The 26,425-nt window shown below is 55.8% G+C and carries 21 protein-coding genes and 1 riboswitch; of the genes, 15 read left to right on the top strand and 6 right to left on the bottom strand.

What is annotated here, in order from left to right; all coding sequences use genetic code 11:
* Positions 1-10: 10 nt before the first annotated feature.
* Positions 11-133: riboswitch (TPP riboswitch) on the bottom strand.
* 37 nt (positions 134-170) lie between these two features.
* Complete coding sequence (gene sgrR / locus D4100_RS23755; protein ID WP_119805393.1) at positions 171-1,832, bottom strand: HTH-type transcriptional regulator SgrR; 1,662 nt, start codon at positions 1,830-1,832, stop codon at positions 171-173.
* A gap of 87 nt (positions 1,833-1,919) precedes the next feature.
* Here sgrR and sgrT point away from each other — a divergent pair, with 87 nt between their 5' ends.
* From sgrT to D4100_RS23740, 3 genes are all read left to right on the top strand, one after another.
* Complete coding sequence (sgrT, locus tag D4100_RS23750; protein ID WP_119805383.1) at positions 1,920-2,096, top strand: glucose uptake inhibitor SgrT; 177 nt, start codon at positions 1,920-1,922, stop codon at positions 2,094-2,096.
* A 158-nt stretch (positions 2,097-2,254) separates the two neighbouring features.
* Positions 2,255-3,460, top strand: a complete 1,206-nt coding sequence (locus D4100_RS23745) for a sugar efflux transporter (protein ID WP_119805382.1) — start codon at positions 2,255-2,257, stop codon at positions 3,458-3,460.
* A 142-nt stretch (positions 3,461-3,602) separates the two neighbouring features.
* A complete protein-coding gene (locus D4100_RS23740; RefSeq protein ID WP_006317579.1) occupies positions 3,603-5,075 on the top strand; it encodes a DASS family sodium-coupled anion symporter in 1,473 nt (490 codons plus the stop codon).
* A 36-nt stretch (positions 5,076-5,111) separates the two neighbouring features.
* Here D4100_RS23740 and leuD read toward each other — a convergent pair whose 3' ends face one another.
* Genes leuD through leuA form a run of 4 tightly spaced genes read right to left on the bottom strand, consistent with a single transcriptional unit; the run spans position 5,112 to position 9,796 of the window.
* The gene (gene leuD, locus D4100_RS23735; protein ID WP_119805381.1) at positions 5,112-5,714 is read right to left on the bottom strand and encodes a 3-isopropylmalate dehydratase small subunit; all 603 of its coding nucleotides are present in this window, start codon (positions 5,712-5,714) and stop codon (positions 5,112-5,114) included.
* An 11-nt stretch (positions 5,715-5,725) separates the two neighbouring features.
* Positions 5,726-7,126: a 3-isopropylmalate dehydratase large subunit gene (gene leuC / locus D4100_RS23730; protein WP_006317581.1), complete on the bottom strand. Its 1,401-nt coding sequence runs from the start codon at positions 7,124-7,126 to the stop codon at positions 5,726-5,728.
* A gap of 1 nt (position 7,127) precedes the next feature.
* Positions 7,128-8,219 (bottom strand): 3-isopropylmalate dehydrogenase, encoded by a 1,092-nt coding sequence (gene leuB / locus D4100_RS23725; protein ID WP_006317582.1) that lies wholly within the window; start codon positions 8,217-8,219, stop codon positions 7,128-7,130.
* A 2-nt stretch (positions 8,220-8,221) separates the two neighbouring features.
* A complete protein-coding gene (leuA, locus tag D4100_RS23720; RefSeq protein ID WP_006317591.1) occupies positions 8,222-9,796 on the bottom strand; it encodes a 2-isopropylmalate synthase in 1,575 nt (524 codons plus the stop codon).
* An 870-nt stretch (positions 9,797-10,666) separates the two neighbouring features.
* Here leuA and leuO point away from each other — a divergent pair.
* From leuO to cra, 5 genes are all read left to right on the top strand, one after another.
* Positions 10,667-11,614: a transcriptional regulator LeuO gene (gene leuO / locus D4100_RS23710; protein ID WP_006317592.1), complete on the top strand. Its 948-nt coding sequence runs from the start codon at positions 10,667-10,669 to the stop codon at positions 11,612-11,614.
* A gap of 463 nt (positions 11,615-12,077) precedes the next feature.
* Positions 12,078-13,886, top strand: coding sequence for an AMP-dependent synthetase/ligase (locus D4100_RS23705; protein ID WP_119805379.1), 1,809 nt, complete (start codon positions 12,078-12,080; stop codon positions 13,884-13,886).
* 316 nt (positions 13,887-14,202) lie between these two features.
* The gene (ilvI, locus tag D4100_RS23700) at positions 14,203-15,921 is read left to right on the top strand and encodes an acetolactate synthase 3 large subunit (protein ID WP_006317594.1); all 1,719 of its coding nucleotides are present in this window, start codon (positions 14,203-14,205) and stop codon (positions 15,919-15,921) included.
* Positions 15,922-15,923: 2 nt separating this feature from the next.
* The gene (ilvN, locus tag D4100_RS23695; RefSeq protein WP_004950121.1) at positions 15,924-16,415 is read left to right on the top strand and encodes an acetolactate synthase small subunit; all 492 of its coding nucleotides are present in this window, start codon (positions 15,924-15,926) and stop codon (positions 16,413-16,415) included.
* A gap of 217 nt (positions 16,416-16,632) precedes the next feature.
* Positions 16,633-17,637 carry a catabolite repressor/activator gene (gene cra / locus D4100_RS23690; protein ID WP_004950124.1) on the top strand — a complete coding sequence of 335 codons (1,005 nt, stop codon included), beginning with the start codon at positions 16,633-16,635 and terminating at the stop codon, positions 17,635-17,637.
* Between the two features lie 43 nt (positions 17,638-17,680).
* Here the strand turns inward: cra and D4100_RS23685 are convergent, their stop codons facing one another.
* The gene (locus D4100_RS23685; RefSeq protein WP_119805378.1) at positions 17,681-18,121 is read right to left on the bottom strand and encodes an L-alanine exporter AlaE; all 441 of its coding nucleotides are present in this window, start codon (positions 18,119-18,121) and stop codon (positions 17,681-17,683) included.
* A gap of 870 nt (positions 18,122-18,991) precedes the next feature.
* On the opposite strand from D4100_RS23685, the gene mraZ reads away from it, so the two are divergent.
* Genes mraZ through mraY form a run of 7 tightly spaced genes read left to right on the top strand, consistent with a single transcriptional unit; the run spans position 18,992 to position 26,425 of the window.
* The gene (mraZ, locus tag D4100_RS23680; RefSeq protein WP_004950128.1) at positions 18,992-19,450 is read left to right on the top strand and encodes a division/cell wall cluster transcriptional repressor MraZ; all 459 of its coding nucleotides are present in this window, start codon (positions 18,992-18,994) and stop codon (positions 19,448-19,450) included.
* 2 nt (positions 19,451-19,452) lie between these two features.
* On the top strand, positions 19,453-20,394 hold the full coding sequence (rsmH, locus tag D4100_RS23675) for a 16S rRNA (cytosine(1402)-N(4))-methyltransferase RsmH (protein WP_006317602.1): 942 nt from the start codon (positions 19,453-19,455) through the stop codon (positions 20,392-20,394).
* Entirely contained in the window at positions 20,391-20,711 is a 321-nt protein-coding gene (gene ftsL, locus D4100_RS23670) for a cell division protein FtsL (protein ID WP_004950132.1), read from the top strand. Before rsmH ends, ftsL begins: the two co-directional genes overlap by 4 nt.
* A 42-nt stretch (positions 20,712-20,753) precedes the next feature.
* A complete protein-coding gene (locus tag D4100_RS23665; RefSeq protein ID WP_006317603.1) occupies positions 20,754-22,517 on the top strand; it encodes a peptidoglycan glycosyltransferase FtsI in 1,764 nt (587 codons plus the stop codon).
* Positions 22,504-23,991 carry a UDP-N-acetylmuramoyl-L-alanyl-D-glutamate--2,6-diaminopimelate ligase gene (murE, locus tag D4100_RS23660; protein WP_006317604.1) on the top strand — a complete coding sequence of 496 codons (1,488 nt, stop codon included), beginning with the start codon at positions 22,504-22,506 and terminating at the stop codon, positions 23,989-23,991. The genes D4100_RS23665 and murE overlap by 14 nt, the downstream gene beginning before the upstream one ends.
* A complete protein-coding gene (gene murF / locus D4100_RS23655) occupies positions 23,988-25,349 on the top strand; it encodes a UDP-N-acetylmuramoyl-tripeptide--D-alanyl-D-alanine ligase (protein WP_119805377.1) in 1,362 nt (453 codons plus the stop codon). Before murE ends, murF begins: the two co-directional genes overlap by 4 nt.
* On the top strand, positions 25,343-26,425 hold the full coding sequence (gene mraY / locus D4100_RS23650) for a phospho-N-acetylmuramoyl-pentapeptide-transferase (RefSeq protein ID WP_004950137.1): 1,083 nt from the start codon (positions 25,343-25,345) through the stop codon (positions 26,423-26,425). Before murF ends, mraY begins: the two co-directional genes overlap by 7 nt.

The raw sequence follows: 26,425 nt of genomic DNA, 5'->3' as shown, positions 1-26,425 counted from the left end.
GTGATTAAACCGGGTCGCTATGCTCAAATCCCTCCGCCGGTATTGACCGGATCAGGTTCGACGGGTTTGTTCTCAGCAAAACCTGCACGCCGCGTTTTCATCGCACCGCCGTTTCGCACCCCGTTGAGACGGCGCTATTGTAGAGACTAACGGGCGTCGGCGAAAGGCGCTTATGCTTCCGGCGGCGCAAACCAGGCGGATTTAAAATCAAACCAGCCAAGGGTATTCATTCGTACGCCGCGCATGCTGCGTTGGCCATGCAGTTGCAGCCAGTGATGAAACAGCGGGTGTAACTGGTGACCCTTGACCAACCGTTGGCAAAAATCCGCCAGCGGCAAGGCATTGGCGCGCCACAGCGCGGCATCTGCGGCGAGATCTTCATTCATGCAGTGCTGCATCAGCGGCAGTTCATACAGGGTGGCGAACAGCGAAAACTCCAGCGGCAGGTAGAAGTTGGCGCTGCCCAGCCACAGATCGCTGGTCGCTTCCCCTTGATGCCAGGCGTCGTAGCTCACCACCTGCACGTTAAGCCGCACCCCGTGCAGTGCCAGCAGTGGTTCAATTGCCTGCTGAATGGCGTGGAACTCCGAGTGTTCACTGTAGTAGGTCAGCGTCAACTCGGTCAGCCCGGCCGGCTTGGGTTGTTGCGCCAGCGCACGATTGTGATGCCAGCGCGGCAGGATGCCATAGGCCGGTGACCAATAGCGTTGATAAACCGGCCCGGCGTTGCTCAGCAGCGAGATGGGATTAATCAGCTCGCACAGCCAACTGCGAATGGCCGGATCGGCCGCCAAAGGAGAGCGTTGATCGAACAGCAGGAAATAGCAGCCTTCCTCCAGCCGGCTTTCCAGTTCGTTGTTGCCGGTGTCATCCGCCTGCAGTTGCACGCCGGAATGCACCAGCTCTTCGGTAAGCTCCGGCAACACCCAGATATTCACCTCATCAATCAGTGCCCGGTAGCCGAAGTAGTCATCGAAGGCGTGGATTTTCATCTGGCTGCGGTGGTTGCGCACCACGCTGTACGGCCCGGTGCCCACAGGATGGCGCGAGAATTCCGGCATACTTTGCCACTCGCGCGGCAGGATCATGGCAGGCACGCTGCCCAGCAGCCAGGGCAACCAGTAATCGGGGCTGTGCAGGCGCACGTCAATCACGAAAGGCGTCGGTGAGGTCACGCTCTCGATATGCGAAAACAGCGGCTGAGGGATCAGACGAGTGAGGGAGCTAATCACATCGTCCATTTCCAGCTCGCGTCCGTGATGAAAATGTATCGCCGGGCGCAGATAAAAACGCCAGTGCAAGGGCGTCAGCGGCTGCCAGTGATGAGACAGGTCCGACTCCAGTTCCCCGTTTTCCTCGTTTATCCGCGTCAGGCCGCTGAAAATCTGTCGGGCCAGGTGAATTTCCGAACGGCGCAGCGCCGAGCCGGGCAGCAGGTTATACAACTGGCGATAGTAGAGTACGCGCAGGATGTGTTTACCTTGCCGAAAGCTGCGCCCAAGCTGGGACAGCAGCATTTGCCGCACCACGTTTTTATCGCCGACCAGTTGCACCAGTTGATCGATGCGATCCTGCTCCAGCAGCTCTTCTGCTCGCTGCTGCTGCAGCGCCAGGCCGGTGTAGTGGAAGGTGAGGCGCGAACGCTTGCCGCGCCCCGATTCCGCTTGCCAGGTCAGCCACCCTTGTTGTTGCATGGCGCCGAGCAATGAACGCACGTGACGGCGCGAGCAAGTGAGCACTTCGGCCAACTCTTGCAGCGTGGTGTCGGTGGTCTCGCCGTGGCAGCGCTGCCACAGGCGAATGAACTGCTGTTGCAAACGTGAGGTAGACATAAAAGAGGAACGCTCCGGCATCAACTCATCAATTTATCTTTCCCCATATTACGCCGATAATTTTCCTCAATGAAAGGGGGAGGGCGAATGATGAAAGCTTTCTTGTCAAAACAGTTCTATCAGCGCTACTTCAGCGCGGTGTGCCGCCAGCACGCCGACTGGCTGGGCCTGGTGCCGGAACAGGCCCGGCTGGAGATGTTGGCCCACCTGACACAGTGGGATATCAAGGATATGACGGACAAGCAATATCGCGAGCATCTCTGAGTTTGCGGCGGCAAAAAAGTTTCTGAGTAATGGTGTTGTTCACCAGCCAGTGGGGTCATACCCACTGGTTTTTTTATCGTCGGCAACGGCATTATCCTTGCAATTTCCCCACCTTAACCTAAGGTTTGCTCTTCTGCTTTAGGGCCAGGGACGAAGATATGAAACGACTGTACTGGTTGCCGCGCCGCTTTAATCCCATCTTTGCCGCATTCCTGCTGATTGCTTTTCTTTCCGGGATCGCCGGGGCGCTGTTGGCGCCGACGCTGAGCCTGTTCCTCACCACCGAAGTCAAGGTACGGCCGCTGTGGGTGGGGTTGTTCTACACCGTCAACGCCATTGCCGGCATCGCCGTCAGTTTTCTGCTGGCCAAGCGTTCGGATACGCGCGGTGACCGGCGCACGCTGATCCTGGTGTGTTGCCTGATGGCGGTCGGCAACTGCCTGTTGTTTGCCTTCAACCGCGACTACCTGACGCTGATCACCGCCGGGGTGCTGATGTCGGCGATTGCCAATACCGCCATGCCGCAGATTTTCGCGCTGGCGCGGGAATATGCCGACAGCTCGGCGCGTGAAGTGGTGATGTTCAGTTCGGTCATGCGTGCGCAACTGTCGCTGGCGTGGGTGATTGGCCCACCTCTGGCGTTCACGTTGGCGTTGAACTACGGCTTTACCTGGATGTTTATCATCGCCGCCGCCACCTTCGCGATCTGCGCCTTGCTGGTGTGGTTTACCTTGCCTTCAGTGCCGCGCACCCAGTCGGCGCAACAGGGCGATGAGCCGGACGGCGCGTCTTCGGCCCCGATAGCGCCCGCTGGCGACTGGCGAAACCCCGATGTGCGGCGGCTGTTTATCGCCTCTATGTTGATGTGGACTTGCAATACCCTGTACATCATCGATATGCCGCTGTATATCACCGCCGATCTGGGCCTGCCGGAGAGTCTTGCGGGGTTGTTGATGGGCACGGCTGCCGGGCTTGAGATCCCGGCGATGCTGCTGGCCGGTTATTACGTCAAACGTTTCGGCAAGCGCAATATGATGCTGTTTGCCGTGGCGGCCGGCATCCTGTTTTATGCCGGGTTGGTGGTATTTAAATTCAAGCTGGCGCTGATGGTGTTGCAACTGTTCAACGCCATATTTATCGGCATCATCGCCGGTATCGGCATGCTCTATTTCCAGGATCTGATGCCCGGGCGGCCCGGTGCGGCGACTACCTTGTTTACCAACAGCATTTCTACCGGGGTGATCCTGGCCGGCGTATTGCAAGGCGTGCTGGTGGAAAACCTGGGGCACTATGCGGTTTATTGGCTGGCGACAGCCCTGGCGGTGATGGCGCTGTGGATCAGCGCCCGCGTGCGAGAAGTGTAAACACTAACGTCATTAACATTGATGCATGTCATTGAGAACATTACGCCAGAACCCCAAGCTAAACGGACCCGGAGCGCGATTGCGGCGCTCTTGCCCATCTTGCTGCTGAGATGCCGATCCGTTTAGACCATTTGGGTATGCCATGGACAAACTAACACCGCTCAAACCCGTCCCCTCTCTGTGTGCCGTTGCCGCCGCTTCGCTTATTTGGTTTGTCATCCCGGTTCCAGCAGGGGTTGCGCCCAATGCCTGGCACCTGCTGGCGCTGTTTATCGGCACTATCATCGCCATCATCGGCAAGGCGATGCCGATTGGCGCCGTTTCTGTGGTGGCCATCGCGCTGGTGGCGATCACCGGCGTGACTAATCCCGGCAAGCCGGGGGCGGCGCTGGAGGATGCGCTCAGCGGTTTTTCCAATCAGTTGATTTGGCTGATTGGCTTCTCGATCATGATCTCCTTTAGCCTCAACAAAACCGGGTTGGGCTCGCGGATCGGTTACTATTTTATCTCCCTGTTCGGCAAAAAGACGCTGGGTATCGCCTACGCGCTGACGCTGGCGGAACTCACTTTGGCGCCGGTTACCCCGAGCAATACCGCCCGTGGCGGCGGGATTATTCATCCGATAATGAAGTCGATCGCCGATAGCTTCGGATCCCGGCCGGAGTTGAACAGTTCCGGCAAGATTGGCCGTTATCTGGCACTGGTGAATTACAATATCAACCCGGTGAGCTCGGCGATGTTTATTACCGCCACCGCGTCTAACCCTCTGATCGTCAGCCTGATCGCCAAAGGCACCGGCGGCAGCCTGGAACTGTCATGGTCGATGTGGGCGCTCGCCGCATTGGTGCCGGGGCTCTGTTCGTTGGTGGCGATACCGCTGGTGCTTTATCTGTTGTACCCACCGGAAATCAAAAGCACGCCGGACGCACCGCGTTTTGCGCGGGAAAAACTCACTGCGTTGGGGCCGGTGACGCTGCCGGAGAAAATCACTTTAGGGGTGTTTGCCCTGTTGTTGGTGCTGTGGGCCGGCATTCCGGCGATGATCTTTGGCCCGGCGTTGTTGGTAAATCCGACCACGGCGGCGTTGATCGGCCTGGCAGTGCTGCTGGCGACCGGCGTGCTGAGCTGGGAGGACGTGCTCAAGCACAAAGGAGCCTGGGATACGGTGGTGTGGTTTTCCGCGCTGGTGATGATGGCCAGCTTCCTCGGCAAGCTAGGGCTGATTGACTGGCTGTCGCACTCTGTCGGCAGTGGCATCGACCATATGGGCATGAGCTGGGTGGGCGGCGCCATCTTGCTGACCGCCATCTACCTCTATTCGCATTATTTTTTCGCCAGCGCTACTGCCCACGTTACCGCGATGTTTGCCGCCTTCCTGGCTGCAGGAATGACATTGGGCGCACCGCCGGCGCTGCTGGGGTTGATTCTGGCGTTCGCCTCTTCACTGATGATGTCGCTGACCCATTACGGCACCGGCACCGCACCTATAGTTTTCGGTTCCGGTTATGTGACGCTGGGGGAATGGTGGAAAACCGGCTTTGTGGTGAGCGTGATTAACCTGCTGATCTGGATCCTGATCGGTGGGGCGTGGTGGAAGTGGCTGGGTTACTGGTGAGGAAAAAACTCACCCGCCGGATGGCGGGTGAAAGCGTTAATTCAGAAACGCCGGCTGTTGCGCCTCGTAGCAGGAGATGTCCGCTTCGTGTTGCAGCGTGAGGCCGATACTGTCCAACCCGTGGATCATGCAGTGGCGGCGGAAGCCGTCGATCTCGAACGGATAGCTTTTGCCACCGGCATTCACCGTCTGATTTTCCAGATCCACCACAAACTCGGTACCTTCGTTTTCGGCCACCAGCTTGAACAGCGTATCCACGTCCTGTTCGCTCAGCGTTACCGGCAGCAGCTGGTTGTTGAACGAGTTACCGTAAAAAATATCGGCGAAGCTTGGCGCTATCACCACTTTGAAGCCGTAGTCGGTCAGCGCCCAGGGCGCATGCTCGCGTGAGGATCCGCAGCCGAAGTTCTCACGCGCCAACAGAATGCTGGCTCCTTTGTAGCGCGGCTTGTTCAGCACGAACTCCGGGTTCGGTTGCTGGCCGGCATCGTCCAAAAAGCGCCAGTCGTTGAACAGGTGCTGGCCGAAACCCGTGCGGGTAACTTTCTGCAAAAACTGTTTTGGAATAATGGCGTCGGTGTCGACGTTGGCCGCATCCAAAGGCACCACTAAACCGGTATGTTGAGTAAATTTAGCCACGGTAGTGCCCCTTAGTGAATATCACGGATATCGGCGAAATGGCCGGCAACGGCGGCGGCGGCGGCCATCGCCGGGCTGACCAGGTGGGTGCGCCCACCGCGGCCCTGACGCCCTTCGAAGTTACGGTTGCTGGTGGATGCGCAGCGTTCGCCCGGGTTCAGGCGATCGTTGTTCATCGCCAGGCACATGGAACAGCCCGGCAAACGCCATTCAAAACCGGCTTCAATAAAAATCTTGTCCAGGCCTTCGGCTTCCGCCTGCGCTTTTACCGGGCCGGAACCCGGCACCACGATGGCCTGAACGCCGCTGGCGACTTTGCGCCCTTTGGCAATTGCCGCCGCCGCACGCAGATCTTCAATGCGCGAGTTGGTACAGGAACCGATAAACACTTTGTCGATCGGCACTTCCGTCAGCTTGATGCCCGGCTTCAGATCCATATAGGCCAACGCCTTTTCGGCCGAGGCGCGTTCGACCGGATCGCTAAAGGACTCCGGCGCCGGGATCGCCTGGTTGACGGCGATCACCTGTCCTGGGTTGGTGCCCCAGGTCACCTGCGGCGCGATGTCTTCGGCGCGCAGGGTTACCACGGCGTCGAATTTGGCATCGTCGTCGGATTTCAGCGTGCGCCAATAAGCGACACCTTGTTCCCAGTTTTCGCCGGTAGGGGCAAATTGGCGGCCTTTCAGATAGTCAAAGGTGGTGTCGTCCGGTGCGACCAGGCCCGCTTTGGCGCCCATTTCGATCGCCATGTTGCACAGCGTCATGCGGCCTTCCATGCTCAGCGCTTCAATCGCCTTGCCACAGAATTCCACCACGTGGCCGGTACCGCCGGCACTGCCGGTTTTACCGATCACCGCCAACACGATGTCCTTGGCGGTGATGCCTTCCGCGGCGACGCCGGTCACTTCAATTTTCATGGTCTTGGCGCGGCCCTGTTTCAGGGTCTGGGTCGCCAGCACGTGCTCCACTTCCGAGGTACCGATACCAAACGCCAACGAACCGAAGGCGCCATGGGTGGCGGTGTGGGAGTCGCCACAGACGATGGTCATCCCCGGCAGCGTCATGCCCTGCTCTGGGCCGATAACGTGCACGATGCCCTGGAACGGGTGGTTCAGGTCGTACAGCGAAACGCCGAACTCAGCGCAGTTCTTGATCAGTTCCTGCATCTGAATGCGGGCCATCTCGCCGCTGGCGTTAATGTCTTTGGTCTGGGTGGACACGTTGTGGTCCATGGTGGCAAAGGTCTTGCCCGGCTGGCGCACTTTGCGGCCCATGGCGCGCAGGCCGTCGAACGCCTGCGGAGACGTGACTTCGTGCACCAGGTGGCGATCGATATACAACAGCGGCGTTTCGTTCGGCGCTTCGTACACCACGTGGGCATCATATAATTTCTGATATAAGGTTTTCGACATGTTATGCCCCCTGAGCTATAAAGCGGGCGATAACGTCACCCATTTCATCGGTGCTGATGGCCTTGCCCTCACCGGCCAGGTCGGCGGTGCGGTAACCTTGTTCCAGCGCCTGGTTGATGGCGCGTTCAATGGCGTCGGCCGCCTCGGAGGCGCCCAGGCTGTAACGCAGCAACAGGGTCGCGGACAGGATCTGGGCGATCGGGTTGGCGATGCCTTTACCCGCGATATCCGGCGCAGAACCGCCCGCAGGCTCATACAGGCCAAAGCCCTGTTCGTTCAGGCTGGCGGAAGGCAGCATGCCCATGGAACCGGTGATCATCGCGCATTCGTCGGACAAGATATCGCCGAACAGGTTGGAGCACAGCAACACGTCGAACTGCGACGGATCTTTAATCAGCTGCATGGTGGCGTTGTCGATGTACATGTGCGACAGCGACACGTCCGGATAGTCTTTGGCAACCTGGCTCACCACTTCGCGCCACAGAATGGAGCTTTGCAGTACGTTGGCCTTATCGATAGAGGTAACCTTGTTACGGCGCTTGCGGGCGGACTCAAAGGCGATGCGCGCGATGCGTTCGATCTCGAAGCGGTGATACACCTCGGTATCAAAGGCGCGTTCCTGCATGCCCTGGCCTTCACGGCCTTTCGGTTGACCGAAGTAGATACCGCCGGTCAGCTCACGCACGCACAAGATGTCAAAACCACGGGCGGCGATGTCGGCACGCAGCGGGCAGAATTCTTCCAACCCTTGGTACAGGCGGGCCGGTCGCAGGTTGCTGAACAGTTTGAAGTGCTTGCGTAACGGCAGCAATGCACCGCGCTCAGGCTGTTCTGCCGGTGGCAGGTGTTCCCATTTCGGACCACCCACCGAGCCGAACAGGATCGCATCGGCTTGCTCGCACCCACTGAGGGTGGCCTGCGGCAGCGGGCTGCCGTGGCGATCGATGGCAATGCCACCGACGTCGTATTCGCTGGTGGTGATGCGGATATCAAAGCGTTGACGCACTGCGTCCAGCACCTTGTGCGCCTGAGCCATTACTTCCGGGCCGATTCCGTCTCCGGGCAAGACGGCAATATGGTAAGTCTTCGTCATGTTCACACCGTTTCCTGATTATTTTGATGTTTGCTTTGCTGCAGACGCTGTTTTTCTTTTTCTACCTGCTGGGAGCGCCAAATATTGTTCAATACGTGAACCATCGCCTTGGCGGAGGATTCCACGATGTCGGTCGCCAGACCCACGCCATGGAAGCGGCGGCCGTTGTAGGACACCACGATATCAACCTGGCCCAGTGCGTCGCGGCCCTGGCCTTTGGCGGTCAACTGATACTTCACTAATTCGATCGGGTAATCGGTAATGCGATTGATGGCCTGATAAACCGCGTCGACCGGGCCGTTGCCGGTTGCCGCTTCGGCTTTTTCTTCATCGCCGCAGATCAGTTTCACCGAGGCGGTGGCCATAATGTTGGTGCCGGACTGCACGCTGAAATAGCCCAGGCTGAAATGCTCCGGCTCTTCCTGCTGCTTATTAATGAAGGCTAAAGCCTCCAGATCGTAATCGAACACCTGGCCTTTCTTGTCGGCCAGCTTCAGGAAAGCGGTGTACAGAGTGTCCAGGTTGTAGTCCTGTTCCTTATAGCCCATCTCTTCCATGCGGTGTTTTACCGCAGCGCGGCCGGAACGGGAGGTCAGGTTCAACTGCACGTCTTTCAGACCTATGGTCTGCGGGGACATGATTTCGTAATTTTCGCGGTTCTTCAGCACACCGTCCTGATGAATGCCGGAGGAGTGGGCGAAGGCGTTGGAACCCACGATAGCTTTGTTGGCCGGAATTGGCATGTTGCACAGCTGGCTGACCAATTGGCTGGTGCGGAAGATTTCCTGATGATTAATGTTGGTGTGCACGTTCATGATGTCCTGGCGCACTTTGATCGCCATGATCACTTCTTCCAGCGAGGTGTTGCCGGCGCGTTCGCCGATACCGTTCAACGTACCTTCTACCTGGCGCGCACCTGCCTGTACGGCGGCGATGGAGTTACCTACCGCCATGCCCAGATCGTCGTGACAGTGGACCGAAATAATGGCTTTATCAATGTTCGGGACGCGGTCATACAGCGTGGTGATGATGCCGCCGAACTGGTTCGGCGTGGTATAGCCGACGGTGTCCGGGATATTGATGGTGGTGGCACCGGCGTTGATGGCGGCTTCCACGACACGGCACAGATTATCGATCGGCGTCCGGCCGGCGTCTTCGCAAGAGAACTCCACATCGTCAGTGTAGTTGCGGGCGCGTTTCACCGAGCGTACCGCCATCTCCAGCACTTCATCGAACGAGCGCTTCAATTTGGATTCGATGTGCAGGGTCGATGTGGCCAGGAAGACGTGAATGCGGAAGGCCTCGGCGACGCGCAGCGCTTCTGCGGCGACGTCGATATCGTTATCTACGCAGCGGGCCAGGCCACAGACGCGGCTGTTTTTGATCTGACGGGCGATGGTCTGCACCGATTCAAAATCACCCGGAGAGGATACCGGGAAACCGACTTCCATTACGTCGACGCCCATTCTCTCCAGTGCCATGGCTATCTGAATCTTCTCTTTTACGCTCAGACTGGCTTGCAGCGCTTGTTCACCATCACGCAGCGTGGTATCGAAAATAATGACTTGTTGGCTCATCAGGGCGTTCCTTATCGTGTTTATTTCACGCTAAGCGGGTAAAAAAAAACCCGCGCAGTAGCGCGGGTTTGTTATGAGTGAGGGACTGAATCAGCTCTGAACTCTGTCCACCAGCATACCGCGCAAAGAAGATGCGTTAAGTAGTAGGCTTAGTAGACGGTGAGTACGGATCATGAGGGTTCAGCTTCTCTTAAATTGTGTCGTTCCTAATTTGATACGTTATTGGCCTGGCGATGTCAACACCTGATTGAATAAAGGGGCAATCAGGTGTCAGTGAATTGGACAAAGATGCCAGTAGAGGATAATCCGGTGAAAACGTATTTGGTTAGCGTAAAAAAAGGTAGGGTTTTGCGCGCTGCTTAGCATAAATTAATCGAACATAGGCTGCAGCAATTGCTTCTGTATCTTATTGCGTTAAAATTTATCGTGAAACGGTAAAGATATCTGACCGTCGGAGGAAGAAGGAGGGGTATCTTCCTGGTAAATGATTCCATTCTAAAATATATGATTTATTTATCAGTTGAAAGAAAGATAATAAATTAATCCATTTTACATAAGCAAATATCTGTTTTAGACGGTTAGTGATATGTTTTTATAGTATGGCTTAAAGTTGAAACTTCGTTGCTTAATAGTATTGAGTATTTTGATACCTATTTAGTAGTAGTGTCTTGGTGCCCTTTTCCCCGTTGCGGCGAAATTCTCTGATATGCACCCCATATGCGGCTTGCGCCACGGCAGTATAACGATGGTTTCTATCGGTCGATTGAAGGAATAACTGATTTTATCTTGTGGGAATAACACAGTGTGGTTTCACATTGTTTGTCCTGCACAGGGATAGGATTATCTACACAGGATTTAGTGGAGTGATATATGGCTGAATATGATTCAGAAGTTGCCATGGTAAAAGAGCCTGCGGACATTCATTTACGCAGTGTCGATCTTAATTTACTGACTGTTTTTGACGCGGTGATGCAAATGCAGAATATTACGCGGGCTGCTACTTCTTTGGGGATGTCGCAACCGGCGGTGAGCAATGCCGTTGCCCGCCTGAAGATGATGTTCAATGATGAGCTGTTTGTACGCAGCGGGCGGGGGATACAGCCCACCCTGCGGGCCCGGCAGTTGTTTGGGCCGGTGCGTCAGGCACTGCAATTGGTGCAAAATGAGCTGCCTGGTTCGGAGTTTGAACCGCTTACCAGCTCGCGGGTTTTCTCGCTGTCTCTCTGCAGCCCGCTTGATTTGCGATTGGGAGCCAAGATAATCAACCATGTCAAACTGATTGCCCCCCAGCTTAATTTGCAAATAAAGTCATACATTAACAATAATATTGAGCATCAGCTACGCTATCAGGACGTTGAGTTTGTTATTGGCTACAGCCGGTTTGAATCGACGGAGTTTCGCAGTGTGGCGTTGTTCGACGATGAACTGGTGCTGGCAGTGGCGCAGGCGCACCCGAGAATGACTGCCAGTCTTACGCCCGAGCAAGTTTTATCTGAGCAACATGCTGTGGTCTCTCTGGAAAGTTATGGGGCTTTCAGCAAGCCTTATTATATAGACGAGGCCATGCAGCGTGCCGTTACTCAGCAGTGTACCGATTTATATAGTGTATTAAACCTGGTTTCCCAGACGGAAATGGTGGCCATCGCTCCTGCATGGTTGGTGCAGCAACAAGCTGCATCACTGAAAATAAAAGCGGTTCCTTTATGCACGGCAAGCAACAAAGCGACCTGCTATCTTTCCTGGCATGAGTCTTCCGAGCGCGATAAAGGGCATCAATGGATGAAATCCGTTCTGACTGAGGCCGGCAATCCAGGGTAAATTCAGGCTGTGCTTTTCCTAAAGAAAGACAACATTTCCGTGAGAGTGTTATTCTCATGTTTAAAAGCTAGGAACTATCTTGCTTTTTATTAAGATGTTTCTTGGTTTTAGACGAGGAAATAACTTTTTTATAGCTGGCGTGTCTATTTATGAAAAATAAATAACATGAATTTATATTCTGTATTTATTATTTTTGTTGGTGTTTTAAACTGATTTGAAGCGACGGCCCGCAGGGGCCGCGTTTTGTTGCCGGTATAGAATCTTTTCACTGCCGCTTTGTCCAATCTGAAGGATGACGAAGTTAAGCTGAGTTTTAGCTCACACTTCTACGCTGAAATCTCTTTTCCCACTGACTGAGAGTAGGTAGACTGCGCGAAAAAAAGTAAACACGTGTAAGCTGAGACGCAGGGTGAAATGTTCTGCTCAAGGTTAACTGTTTGATTCATTTCAGGCTTAGAGCGCTATGATCAATAATTTGCTGCAATACCATCTGACTCATCGTATACAGCACCAGGTTTCCCACCGTGCCGATCGCACAGCTTTTCGCCAATGGTCTCCTGATGGCGAGACACAACTAACCTGGGGGCAGGCCGATACCCAAATTAACCGCATCGCCAGCGCATTGCTGGCGCTGGGGGCGGAAGTGCAAGAACGCATCGCGATTTTTGCCAATAATTGCATGGCGTGGTCGCTGGCGGATTTGGCTATTCTGCAATTGCGGGCGGTGAGCGTACCGCTTTACGCCACCAATACGCCGGCTCAGGCAGCATTTATCATTAATGATGCGGATATCCGCATTCTCTTCGTCGGCGAGCAGGCGCAGTTGGATGCGGCCATTGCGCTGCGTGGCGTATGCCCGCAGTTGAGACATATCATCGTGTTTGACGACGCTACCGATCTGCGCGGGTGCGATATTGCTCAACGCCTGAGCGCCTTTGAGCGCGGGGCTGATGTTGAGGCCTTCAAGCCTCAACATCTGCAGCGCATTGCGGAATGCGATTTGCGGGATCTGTTCACCCTGATCTATACCTCCGGCACCACCGGCGAGCCAAAGGGAGTTATGCTGGATTACCGTAATTTGGCCGCGCAACTTTATCTGCATGATGAACGGCTAACGGTGAACGAAGAGGATGTCTCCCTCAGCTTCCTGCCGATATCACACGTATTTGAGCGCATCTGGAGCTTCTTCATCATGCACAGCGGCGCACAGAACGTGTATCTGCCGAATACTGACTGGGTGCGTGAAGCCATGACGGCGGTACGCCCGACGTTGATGTGCGCGGTACCCCGTTTCTACGAAAAAATCTTTAGCGCGGTGCATGAAAAGGTAGCGCGTGCGCCCTGGTTGCGTCGTGCGCTGTTCCATTGGGCAATCGTCTGTGGCGAACGCAAGTTCCTGCAGGAGCGCGCCGGTAAGCCATTGGGCAAGTTGTTCAGCCTTTCTCACCGTTGGGCCGACAAGCTGGTCTTGAGCAAGCTGCGCGGCATCCTCGGCGGAAGGGTGCGTTTCTTGCCGGCGGCAGGTGCCAAACTTGACGACAATGTCATTCTGTTTTTCCAGGCGATGGGCGTCAACATCAAATATGGTTACGGCATGACCGAGACTTGCGCTACCGTTTCCTGCTGGGAAGAGGGCAATTTCCGCTTTGGATCCATCGGCAAACCCTTGCCGGGGGTTGAAGTACGTATTGCCGAGGAGAATGAGATTCAGGTTCGCGGCCCCATTGTGATGCGTGGCTATTTCAATAAGCCGCTGGAAACCGCCGCTTCTTTTACCGGGGACGGTTGGCTGAAAACCGGTGACGCCGGTGCGATTGACGAGGCCGGTAACCTGTTTATTACCGAACGCCTGAAGGATTTGATGAAAACCTCCGGCGGCAAATACATTGCCCCTCAGATGCTCGAAGGCACGCTGGCTCAGGATCGCTTTATCGAGCAGGTGGCGATCATCGCCGATGCGCGTAAATTCGTTTCGGCCTTGATAGTCCCCAGCTTTGAGTCGCTGGAAGAGTATGCGAAATCCATCAATCTGAAATATCAGGATCGGCTGGAGCTGCTGCGCAATAGCCACATTATAGAGATGTTCGAGAACCGTCTGCGCGACATGCAAAAAGAGCTGGCGCGCTTTGAGCAGGTGAAGAGGTTTACCCTGTTGCCGGCGGCCTTTTCGATGGAGTTGGGTGAACTTACCCCAACGCTGAAGCTGCGCCGGAAGGTGATTCTACAGCGCTACCAGCATGAAATTGACTCGATGTACCAGGATCAGGCTTAAAGATGCCGCCGGGCAGTGTGACCAGCTAAAAAAACAGCATAATTCTTGCCTGATATAGTTCTGTAATTCCCTACCTGCTCGAAACAATGCCTAGCCTGATCCGCCAGCGGCTAGTGCATTGTTTTTGTAAACCCCCGATCCCCAGCTGCATGGCAATAACCATTCTATTGTTAAGCCCTTTTGCCGTTTGCCTGCCCAATATTCTGACGTTATGTTAATCAGTTAGAATCAATCCACAAAAATTTTGGGGCATTACCCCACAACAGGCGCTACGTTCCGGCGCCAGACAAGAATAAGTAAGCCTGGAGGCAAACCCATGGAGATGTTGTCAGGAGCCGAGATGGTCGTCCGATCGTTGATCGATCAGGGCGTTAAGCATGTATTCGGATATCCGGGCGGGGCGGTACTTGATATTTACGACGCCCTGCATACGGTCGGAGGAATCGATCACATATTGGTGCGTCATGAGCAGGGCGCAGTGCATATGGCCGATGGCTATGCGCGCGCAACCGGTGAGGTAGGTGTGGTGCTGGTGACTTCCGGCCCTGGCGCGACCAATGCGATTACCGGCATTGCGACCGCCTATATGGACTCCATCCCGATGGTGGTGCTCTCCGGCCAGGTTCCAAGCTCGCTGATTGGCTACGACGCTTTCCAGGAGTGCGACATGGTCGGGATTTCGCGTCCGGTGGTGAAGCACAGTTTCCTGGTGAAGCGTACCGAAGATATTCCCGGCATCCTGAAAAAAGCCTTTTACCTGGCTTCAACCGGCCGCCCGGGCCCGGTCGTGATCGACCTGCCGAAAGATATCGTCGGCCCGGCGGTCAGAATGCCTTACGCCTACCCGCAGGAAGTGAGCATGCGCTCATACAACCCAACGGTGCAGGGCCACCGCGGGCAGATAAAGCGCGCGCTGCAAACCATTTTGTCGGCCAAAAAGCCGGTCATGTACGTTGGCGGCGGGGCGATTAACTCGGCCTGCGACGCAGAACTGCTGGAACTGGCCGAGAAGTTGAATCTGCCGGTGACCTGCACCCTGATGGGGCTGGGCGCGTTCCCCGGTACGCACCGCCAGAGCGTTGGCATGCTCGGTATGCACGGCACTTACGAAGCCAACAAAACCATGCACCATTCCGATGTGATCTTTGCCGTCGGCGTGCGTTTTGACGATCGCACTACCAACAACCTGGCAAAATACTGCCCGGACGCCACCGTACTGCATATCGATATTGATCCCACCTCAATCTCCAAGACGGTCGACGCCGATATTCCGATCGTGGGCGACGCCAAACAGGTGCTGACCCAGATGCTGGAACTGTTGGCGCAGGACGACAAGGCGCAGGACTTCGATGCGCTGCGCGACTGGTGGCAGTCCATTGAGCAATGGCGCGCGCGCGATTGCCTGAGCTATGACAAAAACAGCGGTACCATCAAGCCGCAGGCAGTGATCGAAACCCTGCATCGTTTGACCAAAGGCGACGCTTACGTCACCTCCGATGTGGGTCAGCACCAGATGTTCGCTGCGCTCTACTACCCGTTCGACAAACCGCGTCGCTGGATCAACTCCGGCGGCTTGGGCACCATGGGCTTCGGCCTGCCGGCTGCGTTGGGCGTGAAGCTGGCGTTGCCTGATGAGACCGTCGTATGTGTGACCGGCGACGGCAGTATCCAGATGAACATTCAGGAACTTTCTACCGCGTTGCAGTACAACCTGCCGGTGATCGTGGTGAACCTCAACAACCGCTATCTGGGCATGGTGAAGCAGTGGCAGGACATGATCTACTCCGGCCGGCATTCGCAGTCTTATATGGATTCCCTGCCTGATTTCGTCAAACTGGCGGAGGCTTACGGTCACGTTGGCATCGCCATTCGCACGCCGGATGAGCTGGAAAGCAAACTGGCTCAGGCATTGGCCGAGAAAGAACGACTGGTGTTTGTCGATGTCACCGTCGATGAGACCGAACATGTTTACCCAATGCAGATCCGCGGCGGAAGCATGGACGAAATGTGGTTAAGCAAAACGGAGAGGACCTGATCATGCGGCGTATTTTATCTGTATTGCTGGAAAACGAATCCGGTGCGTTGTCGCGTGTGGTGGGGCTGTTCTCCCAGCGTGGTTACAACATTGAAAGCCTGACGGTGGCGCCGACCGACGATCCCACGCTGTCACGTATGACCATCCAAACCGTCGGCGATGAGAAAGTGCTGGAGCAGATCGAAAAGCAACTGCATAAGCTGGTGGACGTGCTGCGCGTCAGTGAACTGGTGCAGGGGGCGCATGTTGAACGCGAAATCATGCTGGTGAAGCTGCAGGCCAGCGGTTATGGTCGTGAAGAGGTAAAACGCTGCGCCGATATTTTCCGTGGGCAGATTGTTGATGTCACGGCGACGCTTTACACCGTTCAACTGGCCGGCACCAGCGACAAGCTGGATGCTTTCCTCAATGCGGTACGTGAAGTGGCTGAAATTGTCGAAGTGGCACGTTCCGGCGTCGTCGGCGTGTCGCGCGGCGATAAAATCATGCGCTGAGGCGTGATATTGGCATAATCTGAGGGCGCGGCATGGCTGCGCCTTTTGTTTTTCGGTGTTTTTTTGTCTGTTTGCTGGCACCTTTCGGCAAAAGCGGTTGCTAGGCAGTGTTTTCTGCTGTTAGATCGCAGAGGCTGGATTGAATAACCGCACGGGATGCGATGGTTAATCCGAGCATAGCTTTCACTTCTATTTTCAGCGTCATTAAGGGGTTAACGTGAAACTGGATGAAATCGCGCGTCTCGCGGGCGTTTCGCGCACTACGGCCAGTTATGTCATCAACGGCAAAGCGAAGCAGTATCGTGTCAGCGATAAAACCGTCGAAAAAGTGATGGCCGTGGTCAGGGAGCATAACTATCACCCGAATGCCGTCGCGGCAGGGTTACGCGCCGGACGTACGCGTTCTATCGGCCTGGTGATACCGGATCTGGAAAACACCAGCTACACCCGTATCGCCAACTACCTGGAGCGTCAGGCACGTCAGCGCGGTTACCAGCTATTGATTGCCTGTTCGGAAGATCAGCCGGATAACGAAATGCGCTGTATTGAACACCTGCTGCAACGCCAGGTCGACGCCATTATCGTCTCCACTGCCTTACCGCCGGAACATCCGTTCTATCAGCGCTGGGCCAAGGATCCTTTGCCGATTATCGCTCTGGACCGGGCACTGGATCGCGAGCATTTCATCAGCGTAGTGGGGGCCGACCAAGAGGATTCCTTCGCGCTGGCGCAGGAACTTCGCACTTTTCCGGCGGAGTCAGTGCTGTATCTGGGCGCGTTGCCGGAGCTTTCCGTCAGTTTCCTGCGTGAGCAGGGATTTCGCCAGGCGTGGGAAGGCGATGAACGGCCTGTCGATTACCTGTACGCCAACAGTTATGAACGCGAGGCTGCCGGCGTACTCTTTGCTGAATGGTTGAAAACTCATCCGATGCCGCAGGCGCTTTTCACCACCTCGTTCTCTCTGTTGCAGGGGGTCATGGATGTGACGTTGAAACAGCGCGGCCGCTTGCCGACCGATCTGGCGATCGCCACCTTCGGCGATCACGAACTGCTGGATTTTCTTGAGTGCCCGGTACTGGCGGTAGCGCAGCGCCACCGTGATGTAGCTGAACGGGTGCTGGAACTGGTGCTGGCCAGCCTGGATGAGCCGCGCAAGCCTAAACCGGGTCTGACGCGCATTCGTCGCAATCTGTTCCGCCGCGGTAGTCTGAGCCGCAAATAAATACTGCAGGCAGGATGGCTACGTTGCTTCCTGCCTCTACGCTTTACACATAACCGGTTACCCGAAACAGCTTTCTGCAGTATTCAAGAAAGTAGCCATAGGCTACGCCCATCGCCATCGATACCACTGCATTCCCGGCCACCGCAGTCATGATTTGCTGCCCGTCTGCACCTACGCTCCACAATATGGCAGCATACACTGGCGATTGAAAACTGACATAGGCCAGCAAATCGGCGAGGTTGCGCAGTAGCCATTGCCTGTGCTGAAAGCGTTTCGCGAGACGAATAAACAGGTCGCGATAGCATCCATAGGGCCAGGCGATCAGGATATTTACCGGGATCGACACCAGGCGGGAGGAAAGTGATTGGTGAAAACTCATGCCCGAAACCAGGATTTCTATCGCCATACCGGCGATGAAACAGTACACCACCAGCGCAAAAGTATCGGCGGCGGCGCTGCGCCAATAAGAGACAGGCGAAAGCATGGTGTAATCTCCGTAACTGCTGGTTGATACTCTGTTAATTTTAATGATGGCAGTTGTTAATTCTTGGTTTTGCTATTTTTTATAGTTTACTCCTCTATGTTTATTTCCTTGGATAGCTGAATATTTTTATTTATAGCTGTTGGCTGATTTTTATCCTGAGAGAGGGCGGTAGAATCTGGCGCGAAAGGATTAAAACGGGGTGTTTTTGGTTTTTTTTATTTAAAACATATGGTTACGATTATTTCCATTATAAGAGGCATTTTCACAGCAAAAATTGTGGGAATAAATGATGTAAGGAAATGAAACCATAATTGTAAACAGGTATTTTGAGAATAATCTTACCAAACTGATTTAAATCGAAAATAGCTAGCCTCGTAATATCCGAGTGATTTATTTTTTCATCGGGCTTATCACTGGCGCTTTAATTGAAGTAAAATAGCGCCGGCCTGAAGTGCAATAACCGTTGAGCGTTATTAACTCAATGGCTTATGACGTATTTCGTCAACGGCGGGAGTTAACGCCGGGCCTTGGCCGGTGCGGGTCGCGGCGGGTTACAGGATTGTGATTGCCGAGCTAAAAAATGAGACATCGATTGCAGAAGGAAGTAATGAGTTAATTAATCGCCAATTTGTCAGGTTTTTAATCACCCTCTTTCCGCTCAGAAAATTATCCCCGTTTATCATGATGTTAATTTTAAGTCATCGAATAAATAGCGTTCCTTTCGCGAGTCAGCTCCCAAAATGACGGGAGAAATATTGCCAAAGCGCCGGTGCTCTGGCTTGACAAGGTTTTCATACCCTCCGTAAACTCCCTTATGTGGGAATTTGTGGTGTAAAGTGGTGAAAACGGTCATGAAGGGGTAGCTCAGGAATGTTCCGTGGGGCAACGATGGTTAATCTCGACAGCAAAGGGCGGCTTGCCGTACCCACCCGTTATCGGGATTTGCTGAACGAGCAATCGCAAGGCCAAATGGTCTGTACCATTGACCTCCATCAGTCCTGCCTGCTGCTTTACCCTTTGCCCGAATGGGAAATTATTGAACAAAAATTATCCCGTCTGTCGAGTATGAATCCCGCAGAGCGCCGCGTTCAGCGCTTATTGTTGGGGCATGCCAGTGAGTGTCAGATGGATAGCGCCGGTCGGTTGTTGCTAGCTACTACGCTACGTCAACACGCCGGGCTTACAAAAGAAGTGATGCTGGTCGGGCAGTTCAACAAGTTTGAACTGTGGGATGAACAGACCTGGTATCAACAAGTCAAGGATGATATTGACGCAGAACAGTCGACTCAGGAACCGTTGTCTGAGCGGCTACAGGACTTGTCGCTATAAGCATGTTGGAAAACTATAAACACACCACCGTACTGTTGGATGAGGCGGTTAATGGCCTCAATATTCGCAGTAACGGCATATATATCGACGGTACTTTTGGTCGCGGTGGCCATTCTCGTCTGATTCTGTCCCAACTGGGGCCGGAAGGACGTTTGTTGGCAATTGACCGCGATCCACAGGCGATTGCAGCCGCCAAGTCTATTGAAGATCCTCGTTTTACCATCGTACACGGCCCATTTTCAGATTTGTCACACTATGTGCGGGAACGCGAATTGGTGGGGCAGATTGATGGCGTCTTACTCGATCTGGGCGTTTCTTCGCCGCAGTTGGATGACGCAGAACGCGGTTTCTCCTTCATGCGTGACGGCCCACTGGATATGCGCATGGACCCATCAAGCGGCCAGTCAGCCTCTGAATGGCTGCTGAAAGCGGAAGCGGAAGATATTGCCTGGGTGCTGAAAACCTTCGGCGAGGAGCGTTTCGCCAAGCGCATTGCCCGCGCGATCGTGGAAAGAAACCGTGTCGAGCCGATGACGCGGACCAAAGAGCTGGCCGATCTGATCGCCAATGCCAGTCCGTTCCGGGAAAAACACAAGCACCCGGCAACGCGCAGTTTCCAGGCGATTCGCATCTACATCAACAGTGAGCTGGAAGAGATTGAGCGTGCGCTGGACGGCGCGCTGGAAGTGCTGGCCCCGCAGGGCCGCCTGTCGATCATCAGCTTCCACTCGTTGGAAGATCGCATCGTTAAACGCTTTATGCGTCACCACAGTCGTGGCGCCCAGGTGCCGGCAGGTTTGCCGCTGACGGAAGAGCAACTGCGCAGTATGGGCGGGCGCACGCTGAAAGCGCTGGGCAAGATGATGCCTTCGCAAGATGAAGTGGCGGAAAACCCACGTGCGCGCAGTTCAGTACTGCGCATTGCCGAGAGGATGCCTGCGTGATTGGCAATGAACGCCACGGTTTGGTTGGGGTGATTGGCGGCGATCTGCTGCGTAACGCCAAGATCCCATTGATTTTACTGGTCGCTTCACTGATTTCTGCGATTTTTGTGGTGACTACCGCACACCGTACCCGCCTGCTGACCGCTGAACGCGAGCAGTTGGTGCTTGAGCGGGATGCTCTGGATATTGAATGGCGCAACCTGATTTTGGAGGAGAACGCCCTCGGCGACCATAGCCGGGTCGAGCGTATCGCCACCGAGAAACTGCAGATGCAACATGTTGATCCATCGCAGGAAAATATCATCGTTAAACAATGAATAGTTTAACTGAAACCATGACACGGAGAAGAAAGGGAACGCATGAAAGCAGCACGCCCCGGTAAGTTGAAACGCCCGGAAAATCAGGCCAGCTTTGTAAGCTGGCGTTTTGCGTTGCTGTGCGGCTGTATTTTGCTGGCGCTGGTGGGATTGATGCTGCGCGTGGCCTATCTGCAGGTCATCAATCCGGACCGCCTGGTGAAAGAAGGTGACATGCGTTCGTTGCGTGTTCAAGAGGTGCCCACCTCACGCGGCATGATCAGCGACCGCGCCGGCAGACCCTTGGCGGTGAGCGTACCGGTCAACGCCATTTGGGCGGACCCTAAAGAGCTTAACGAGCGTGGTGGCATTACGCTGGACAGCCGTTGGAAGGCGTTGTCCGACGCATTGAATATCCCTCTGGATCAGCTTTCTACCCGTGTTAACGCCAACCCGAAAGGGCGCTTTGTTTACCTGGCACGTCAGGTGAACCCGGCGGTAGGCGATTACATTCGCAAGCTCAAGCTACCGGGGATTTACCTGCGTCAGGAGTCGCGTCGTTACTATCCGGCCGGCCAGGTCACCTCGCACATTATCGGCGTGACCAACATTGACGGCCAGGGCATCGAAGGCGTCGAGAAGAGCTTCGACCGCTGGCTGACCGGGCAACCGGGTGAACGAACCGTGCGTAAAGACCGCTATGGCCGGGTGATCGAGGATATCTCCTCGGTCGACAGCCAGGCGGCGCATAACCTGGTGTTGAGCGTCGATGAGCGCCTGCAGGCGCTGGTGTATCGCGAACTGAACAACGCAGTGGCGTTCAACAAGGCTGAATCCGGCACGGCGGTGTTGATCGACGTGAACACCGGCGAAGTGCTGGCGATGGCCAACAGCCCGTCCTACAACCCGAATAATATGGCCGGTACGCCGAAAGACACCATGCGTAACCGCGCCATTACCGATATTTTTGAGCCCGGCTCCACCGTGAAACCAATGGTGGTGATGACAGCGCTACATAACGGTGTGGTAAAAGAAAACAGCGTGCTGAACACCGTTCCTTTCCGCATTCAGGGCCACGAAATTAAAGACGTGGCGCGCTATGCGGAGCTGTCGGTTACCGGGATCTTGCAGAAGTCGAGTAACGTTGGCGTTACCAAGCTGGCGTTAGCGATGCCGTCCTCGGCGTTAGTAGATACTTACTCTCGTTTTGGACTGGGAAAAGCGACCAATTTGGGGCTGGTCGGAGAAAGCAGTGGCATATACCCAAAAAAACAACGGTGGTCTGACATAGAGAGGGCCACCTTCTCTTTCGGCTACGGGCTAATGGTAACTCCGTTACAGTTGGCGCGAGTCTACGCAACGATCGGCAGCCTGGGCGTGTATCGCCCATTGTCGATCACCAAGGTTGACCCTCCGGTTGCCGGCGAACGCATCTTCCCTGAGCCTTTGGTGCGCACCGTGGTGCACATGATGGAAAGCGTGGCCCTGCCGGGCGGCGGCGGCGTGAAAGCCGCCATCAAGGGTTACCGCATCGCTATTAAAACCGGTACCGCCAAAAAGGTCGGCCCGGATGGCAAATACGTCAACCGATATCTCGCTTATACCGCCGGCGTCGCGCCGGCCAGTAACCCCCGTTTCGCTCTGGTGGTGGTGATTAACGATCCACAGGGTGGGAAGTACTATGGCGGTGCAATTTCCGCACCGGTGTTCGGCGCCATCATGGGCGGCGTATTGCGCACCATGAACGTCGAACCGGACGCGTTGCCCACCGCTGATAAAAGCGAATTAGTGATTAATAAAAAAGAGGGTTCAGGTGGCAGATCGTAATTTGCGCGATTTACTCGCTCCATGGGTGCCGACGGCGCCCGGGCGCGCGCTGCGGGAAATGACATTAGACAGCCGTATTGCGGCTGCCGGGGATCTGTTTGTCGCCGTTGTTGGCCATCAGACGGATGGACGCCGCTATATTCCGCAGGCTATCGCGCAGGGTGTCGCCGCAGTGATTGCCGAAGCTGAAGGCCAGGCCGAAGACGGCACCATCACGGAAATGCACGGTGTGCCGGTGATTTATCTAAGCCAGCTTAACCAGCGCCTGTCCGCCCTGGCCGGGCGTTTTTACCACCAACCGGCAGAGCGTCTGCGTCTGGTGGGTGTGACCGGCACCAACGGCAAAACCACCACCACGCAACTGCTGGCGCAATGGAGCCAACTGTTGGGTGAAACCAGCGCAGTGATGGGCACCGTCGGTAACGGTTTGCTGGGCCAGGTGTGCCCGACTGAGAATACCACCGGTTCTGCGGTGGATGTTCAACACATATTAAACGAGCTGGTCGATCGGGGCGCAACCTTCGCCGCGATGGAAGTCTCTTCCCACGGGCTGGTGCAAAACCGCGTGGCGGCGCTGCCGTTTGCCGCTGCGGTGTTCACCAACCTGAGCCGTGATCACCTGGATTACCACGGTGATATGGCCAATTACGAGGCGGCCAAGTGGTCGCTGTTTGCCGGCCACGAAGTGGGGCAGGCGATCATCAACGCCGATGACGAAGTGGGGCAGCGCTGGCTGAGCAAATTGCCGGATGCGGTGGCGGTCACCATGCAGGATAACCTGCAACCGGGTTGCCATGGCCGCTGGTTGAAAACCACCGCGGTCAGCTATCACGATAATGGCGCCACCGTCCGCTTCAGCTCAAGCTGGGGCGACGGCGAAATTGAAAGCCGCCTGATGGGCGCCTTCAACGTCAGCAACCTGTTGCTGGCGCTGGCTACATTGCTGTCACTGGGCTATCCGCTGGACAAACTGGTAGAAACCGGCAATCGGCTGCAACCTGTGTGTGGCCGTATGGAAGTGTTCAACGCGCCAGGCAAACCGACGGTAGTGGTGGATTACGCCCACACCCCGGACGCGCTGGAAAAAGCGTTGGAAGCGGCGCGACTGCACTGCCTGGGGCAGTTGTGGTGCGTGTTTGGTTGCGGCGGCGATCGTGACAAAGGCAAGCGCCCGTTGATGGGCGGTATCGCCGAACAGTTCGCCGATCGTGTAGTGGTCACCGACGATAACCCGCGCACCGAAGAGCCGCAGGCGATCATCGCCGATATCCTGGCCGGGCTGCTGGATGCCGGGCGTGCACTGGTGATCCACGGCCGTGCCGAAGCGGTAACCAGCGCGATTATGCAGGCTAAAGAACAAGATGTGGTGCTGGTGGCGGGTAAAGGTCACGAGGACTACCAAGTGGTGGGCAACCGACGCCTGGATTACTCCGATCGCACCACCGTCGCACGTCTGCTGGGGGTAATAGCATGATTCCTGTCTCCCTTCAGGCACTGGCCGATGTATTGAGCGCTGAGTTGATCGGCGCCGATTGCCAAATTATTGAGGTGACGACAGATACCCGTCAGGTAACCGCAGGTTGCCTGTTTGTGGCGCTGAAGGGCGAGCGTTTTGATGCTCACTCCTTCGCTGCCGATGCTGTAGCCGCAGGTGCCGGGGCGTTGCTGGTAAGTAAGCGCTTATTGGTGGATGTTCCGCAACTGGTGGTGAAAGACACGCGTCTGGCGCTGGGGCAACTGGCTGCCTGGGTGCGCCAGCAAGTGCCGGCCCGCGTCGTGGCCTTAACCGGTTCATCGGGCAAGACCTCGGTAAAAGAAATGGCCGCTGCTATTTTGCGCGAATGCGGTGAAGTGCTGTATACCGCAGGTAACTTCAATAACGACATCGGCGTGCCGCTGACGCTGCTGCGTTTGCAGCCGCAGCATGATTTTGCCGTGATTGAGCTGGGCGCCAACCATATTGGCGAGATTGCCTATACCACGGCATTGACGCGGCCACAGACTGCTTTGGTGAATAACCTGGCGGCAGCCCACCTGGAAGGCTTTGGCTCTTTGGCCGGCGTCGCCCAGGCGAAAGGTGAAATTTTTGCCGGCTTGCCGGCTGACGGCGTGGCAATCATCAACGCCGACAATAATGACTGGCCACACTGGCAGAGCATGCTGAACGATAAAACCGTTTGGCGCTTCTCGCCGCAGGCGGCGGAAGGTGTGGATTTCTTCGCCAGCGACGTGCTGGTGAACGCCAGGGGCACGCAATTTACGCTGCACAGTCCGTTCGGCACTACGGCGGTAGCGCTACCGCTGCCGGGCCGTCATAACGTGGCCAATGCGCTGGCCGCTGCGGCGCTCGCTATGTCGGTTGGCGCATCGCTCGAAGCCGTGCGTCAGGGGCTGAAACAGTTGCAAGGGGTGCCGGGGCGTTTGTTCCCGATTGCGCTTGCCGAAGACAAACTGCTGCTCGATGACAGCTATAACGCCAACGTCGGATCGATGACCGCTGCGGCGCAGGTGCTGGCGGACATGCCGGGCTACCGCGTAATGGTGGTTGGCGATATGGCCGAGTTGGGGGTGGATGCCGAAGAATGCCACCGTCAGGTGGGCGAAGCTGCCCGGTTGGCCGGCGTCGATAAAGTGATAGGCATCGGTCCGTTAAGCCAGGCGCTGTGTGTAGCCTCCGGTAACGGCGAACATTTTCAGGACAAGGCAGCAGTGATCGCGCGCGTGGCGGAATTACTGTCGGAACATGCGGTAATTACCGTGTTAATCAAGGGTTCACGTAGTGCCGCAATGGAGCAGGTAGTACGCGCGTTACAGGAGAAAGCACCATGTTAGTTTGGCTGGCCGAGCATTTGGTCAAATATTATTCCGGCTTCAACGTCTTCTCCTATCTGACGTTCAGGGCCATTGTCAGCCTGCTGACCGCGCTGTTTCTCTCCTTATGGATGGGCCCGCGGGTGATTAAACGCCTGCAGGAGATGTCCTTCGGCCAGGTCGTGCGCAACGATGGCCCGGAGTCGCATTTCAGCAAACGCGGTACGCCGACCATGGGCGGCATCATGATCCTGACCTCCATCACCATTTCGGTGCTGATGTGGGCTTATCCGTCCAACCCTTACGTGTGGGGCGTGCTGTTCGTGCTGGTGGGCTACGGCATCGTCGGCTTTGTCGATGACTACCGCAAAGTGGTGCGTAAAGACACCAAGGGGCTGATTGCCCGCTGGAAATACTTCTGGCAGTCGGTGATTGCGCTGATTTTCGCCTTCGCCATGTATGCCGTAGGAAAAGACACGCCAGCCACCGAGCTGGTTGTGCCGTTCTTTAAGGACATCATGCCGCAGCTCGGCCTGCTGTATGTGCTGTTGGCGTACTTTGTGGTTGTCGGCACCAGCAATGCGGTCAACCTGACCGACGGGCTGGATGGCCTGGCGATCATGCCAACGGTGTTCGTGGCGGCGGGCTTTGCGCTGGTGGCATGGGCGACCGGTAACATGAATTTCGCCAACTACCTGCACATTCCTTATCTGCGTCATGCGGGTGAGCTGGTGATCGTCTGTACCGCCATCGTCGGCGCCGGTCTGGGCTTTTTGTGGTTCAACACCTACCCGGCACAGGTTTTTATGGGCGATGTTGGCTCACTGGCGTTGGGCGGCGCGCTGGGCACTATCGCGGTGCTGCTGCGTCAAGAGTTCCTGTTATTGATTATGGGTGGCGTGTTTGTGGTTGAGACGCTGTCGGTGATCTTGCAGGTGGGATCGTTCAAGCTGCGCGGGCAACGTATTTTCCGCATGGCGCCGATTCACCACCATTATGAATTGAAGGGCTGGCCGGAACCGCGCGTGATCGTGCGCTTCTGGATTATTTCGCTGATGCTGGTGCTGATTGGCCTGGCGACGCTGAAGGTACGGTAA

The organism is Serratia inhibens (assembly GCF_003591175.1).
GTDB classification, from domain to species: domain Bacteria; phylum Pseudomonadota; class Gammaproteobacteria; order Enterobacterales; family Enterobacteriaceae; genus Serratia; species Serratia inhibens.
The sequence above is the reverse complement of the archived record's forward strand: the minus strand, read 5'-3'. Positions and strand labels throughout refer to the sequence as shown.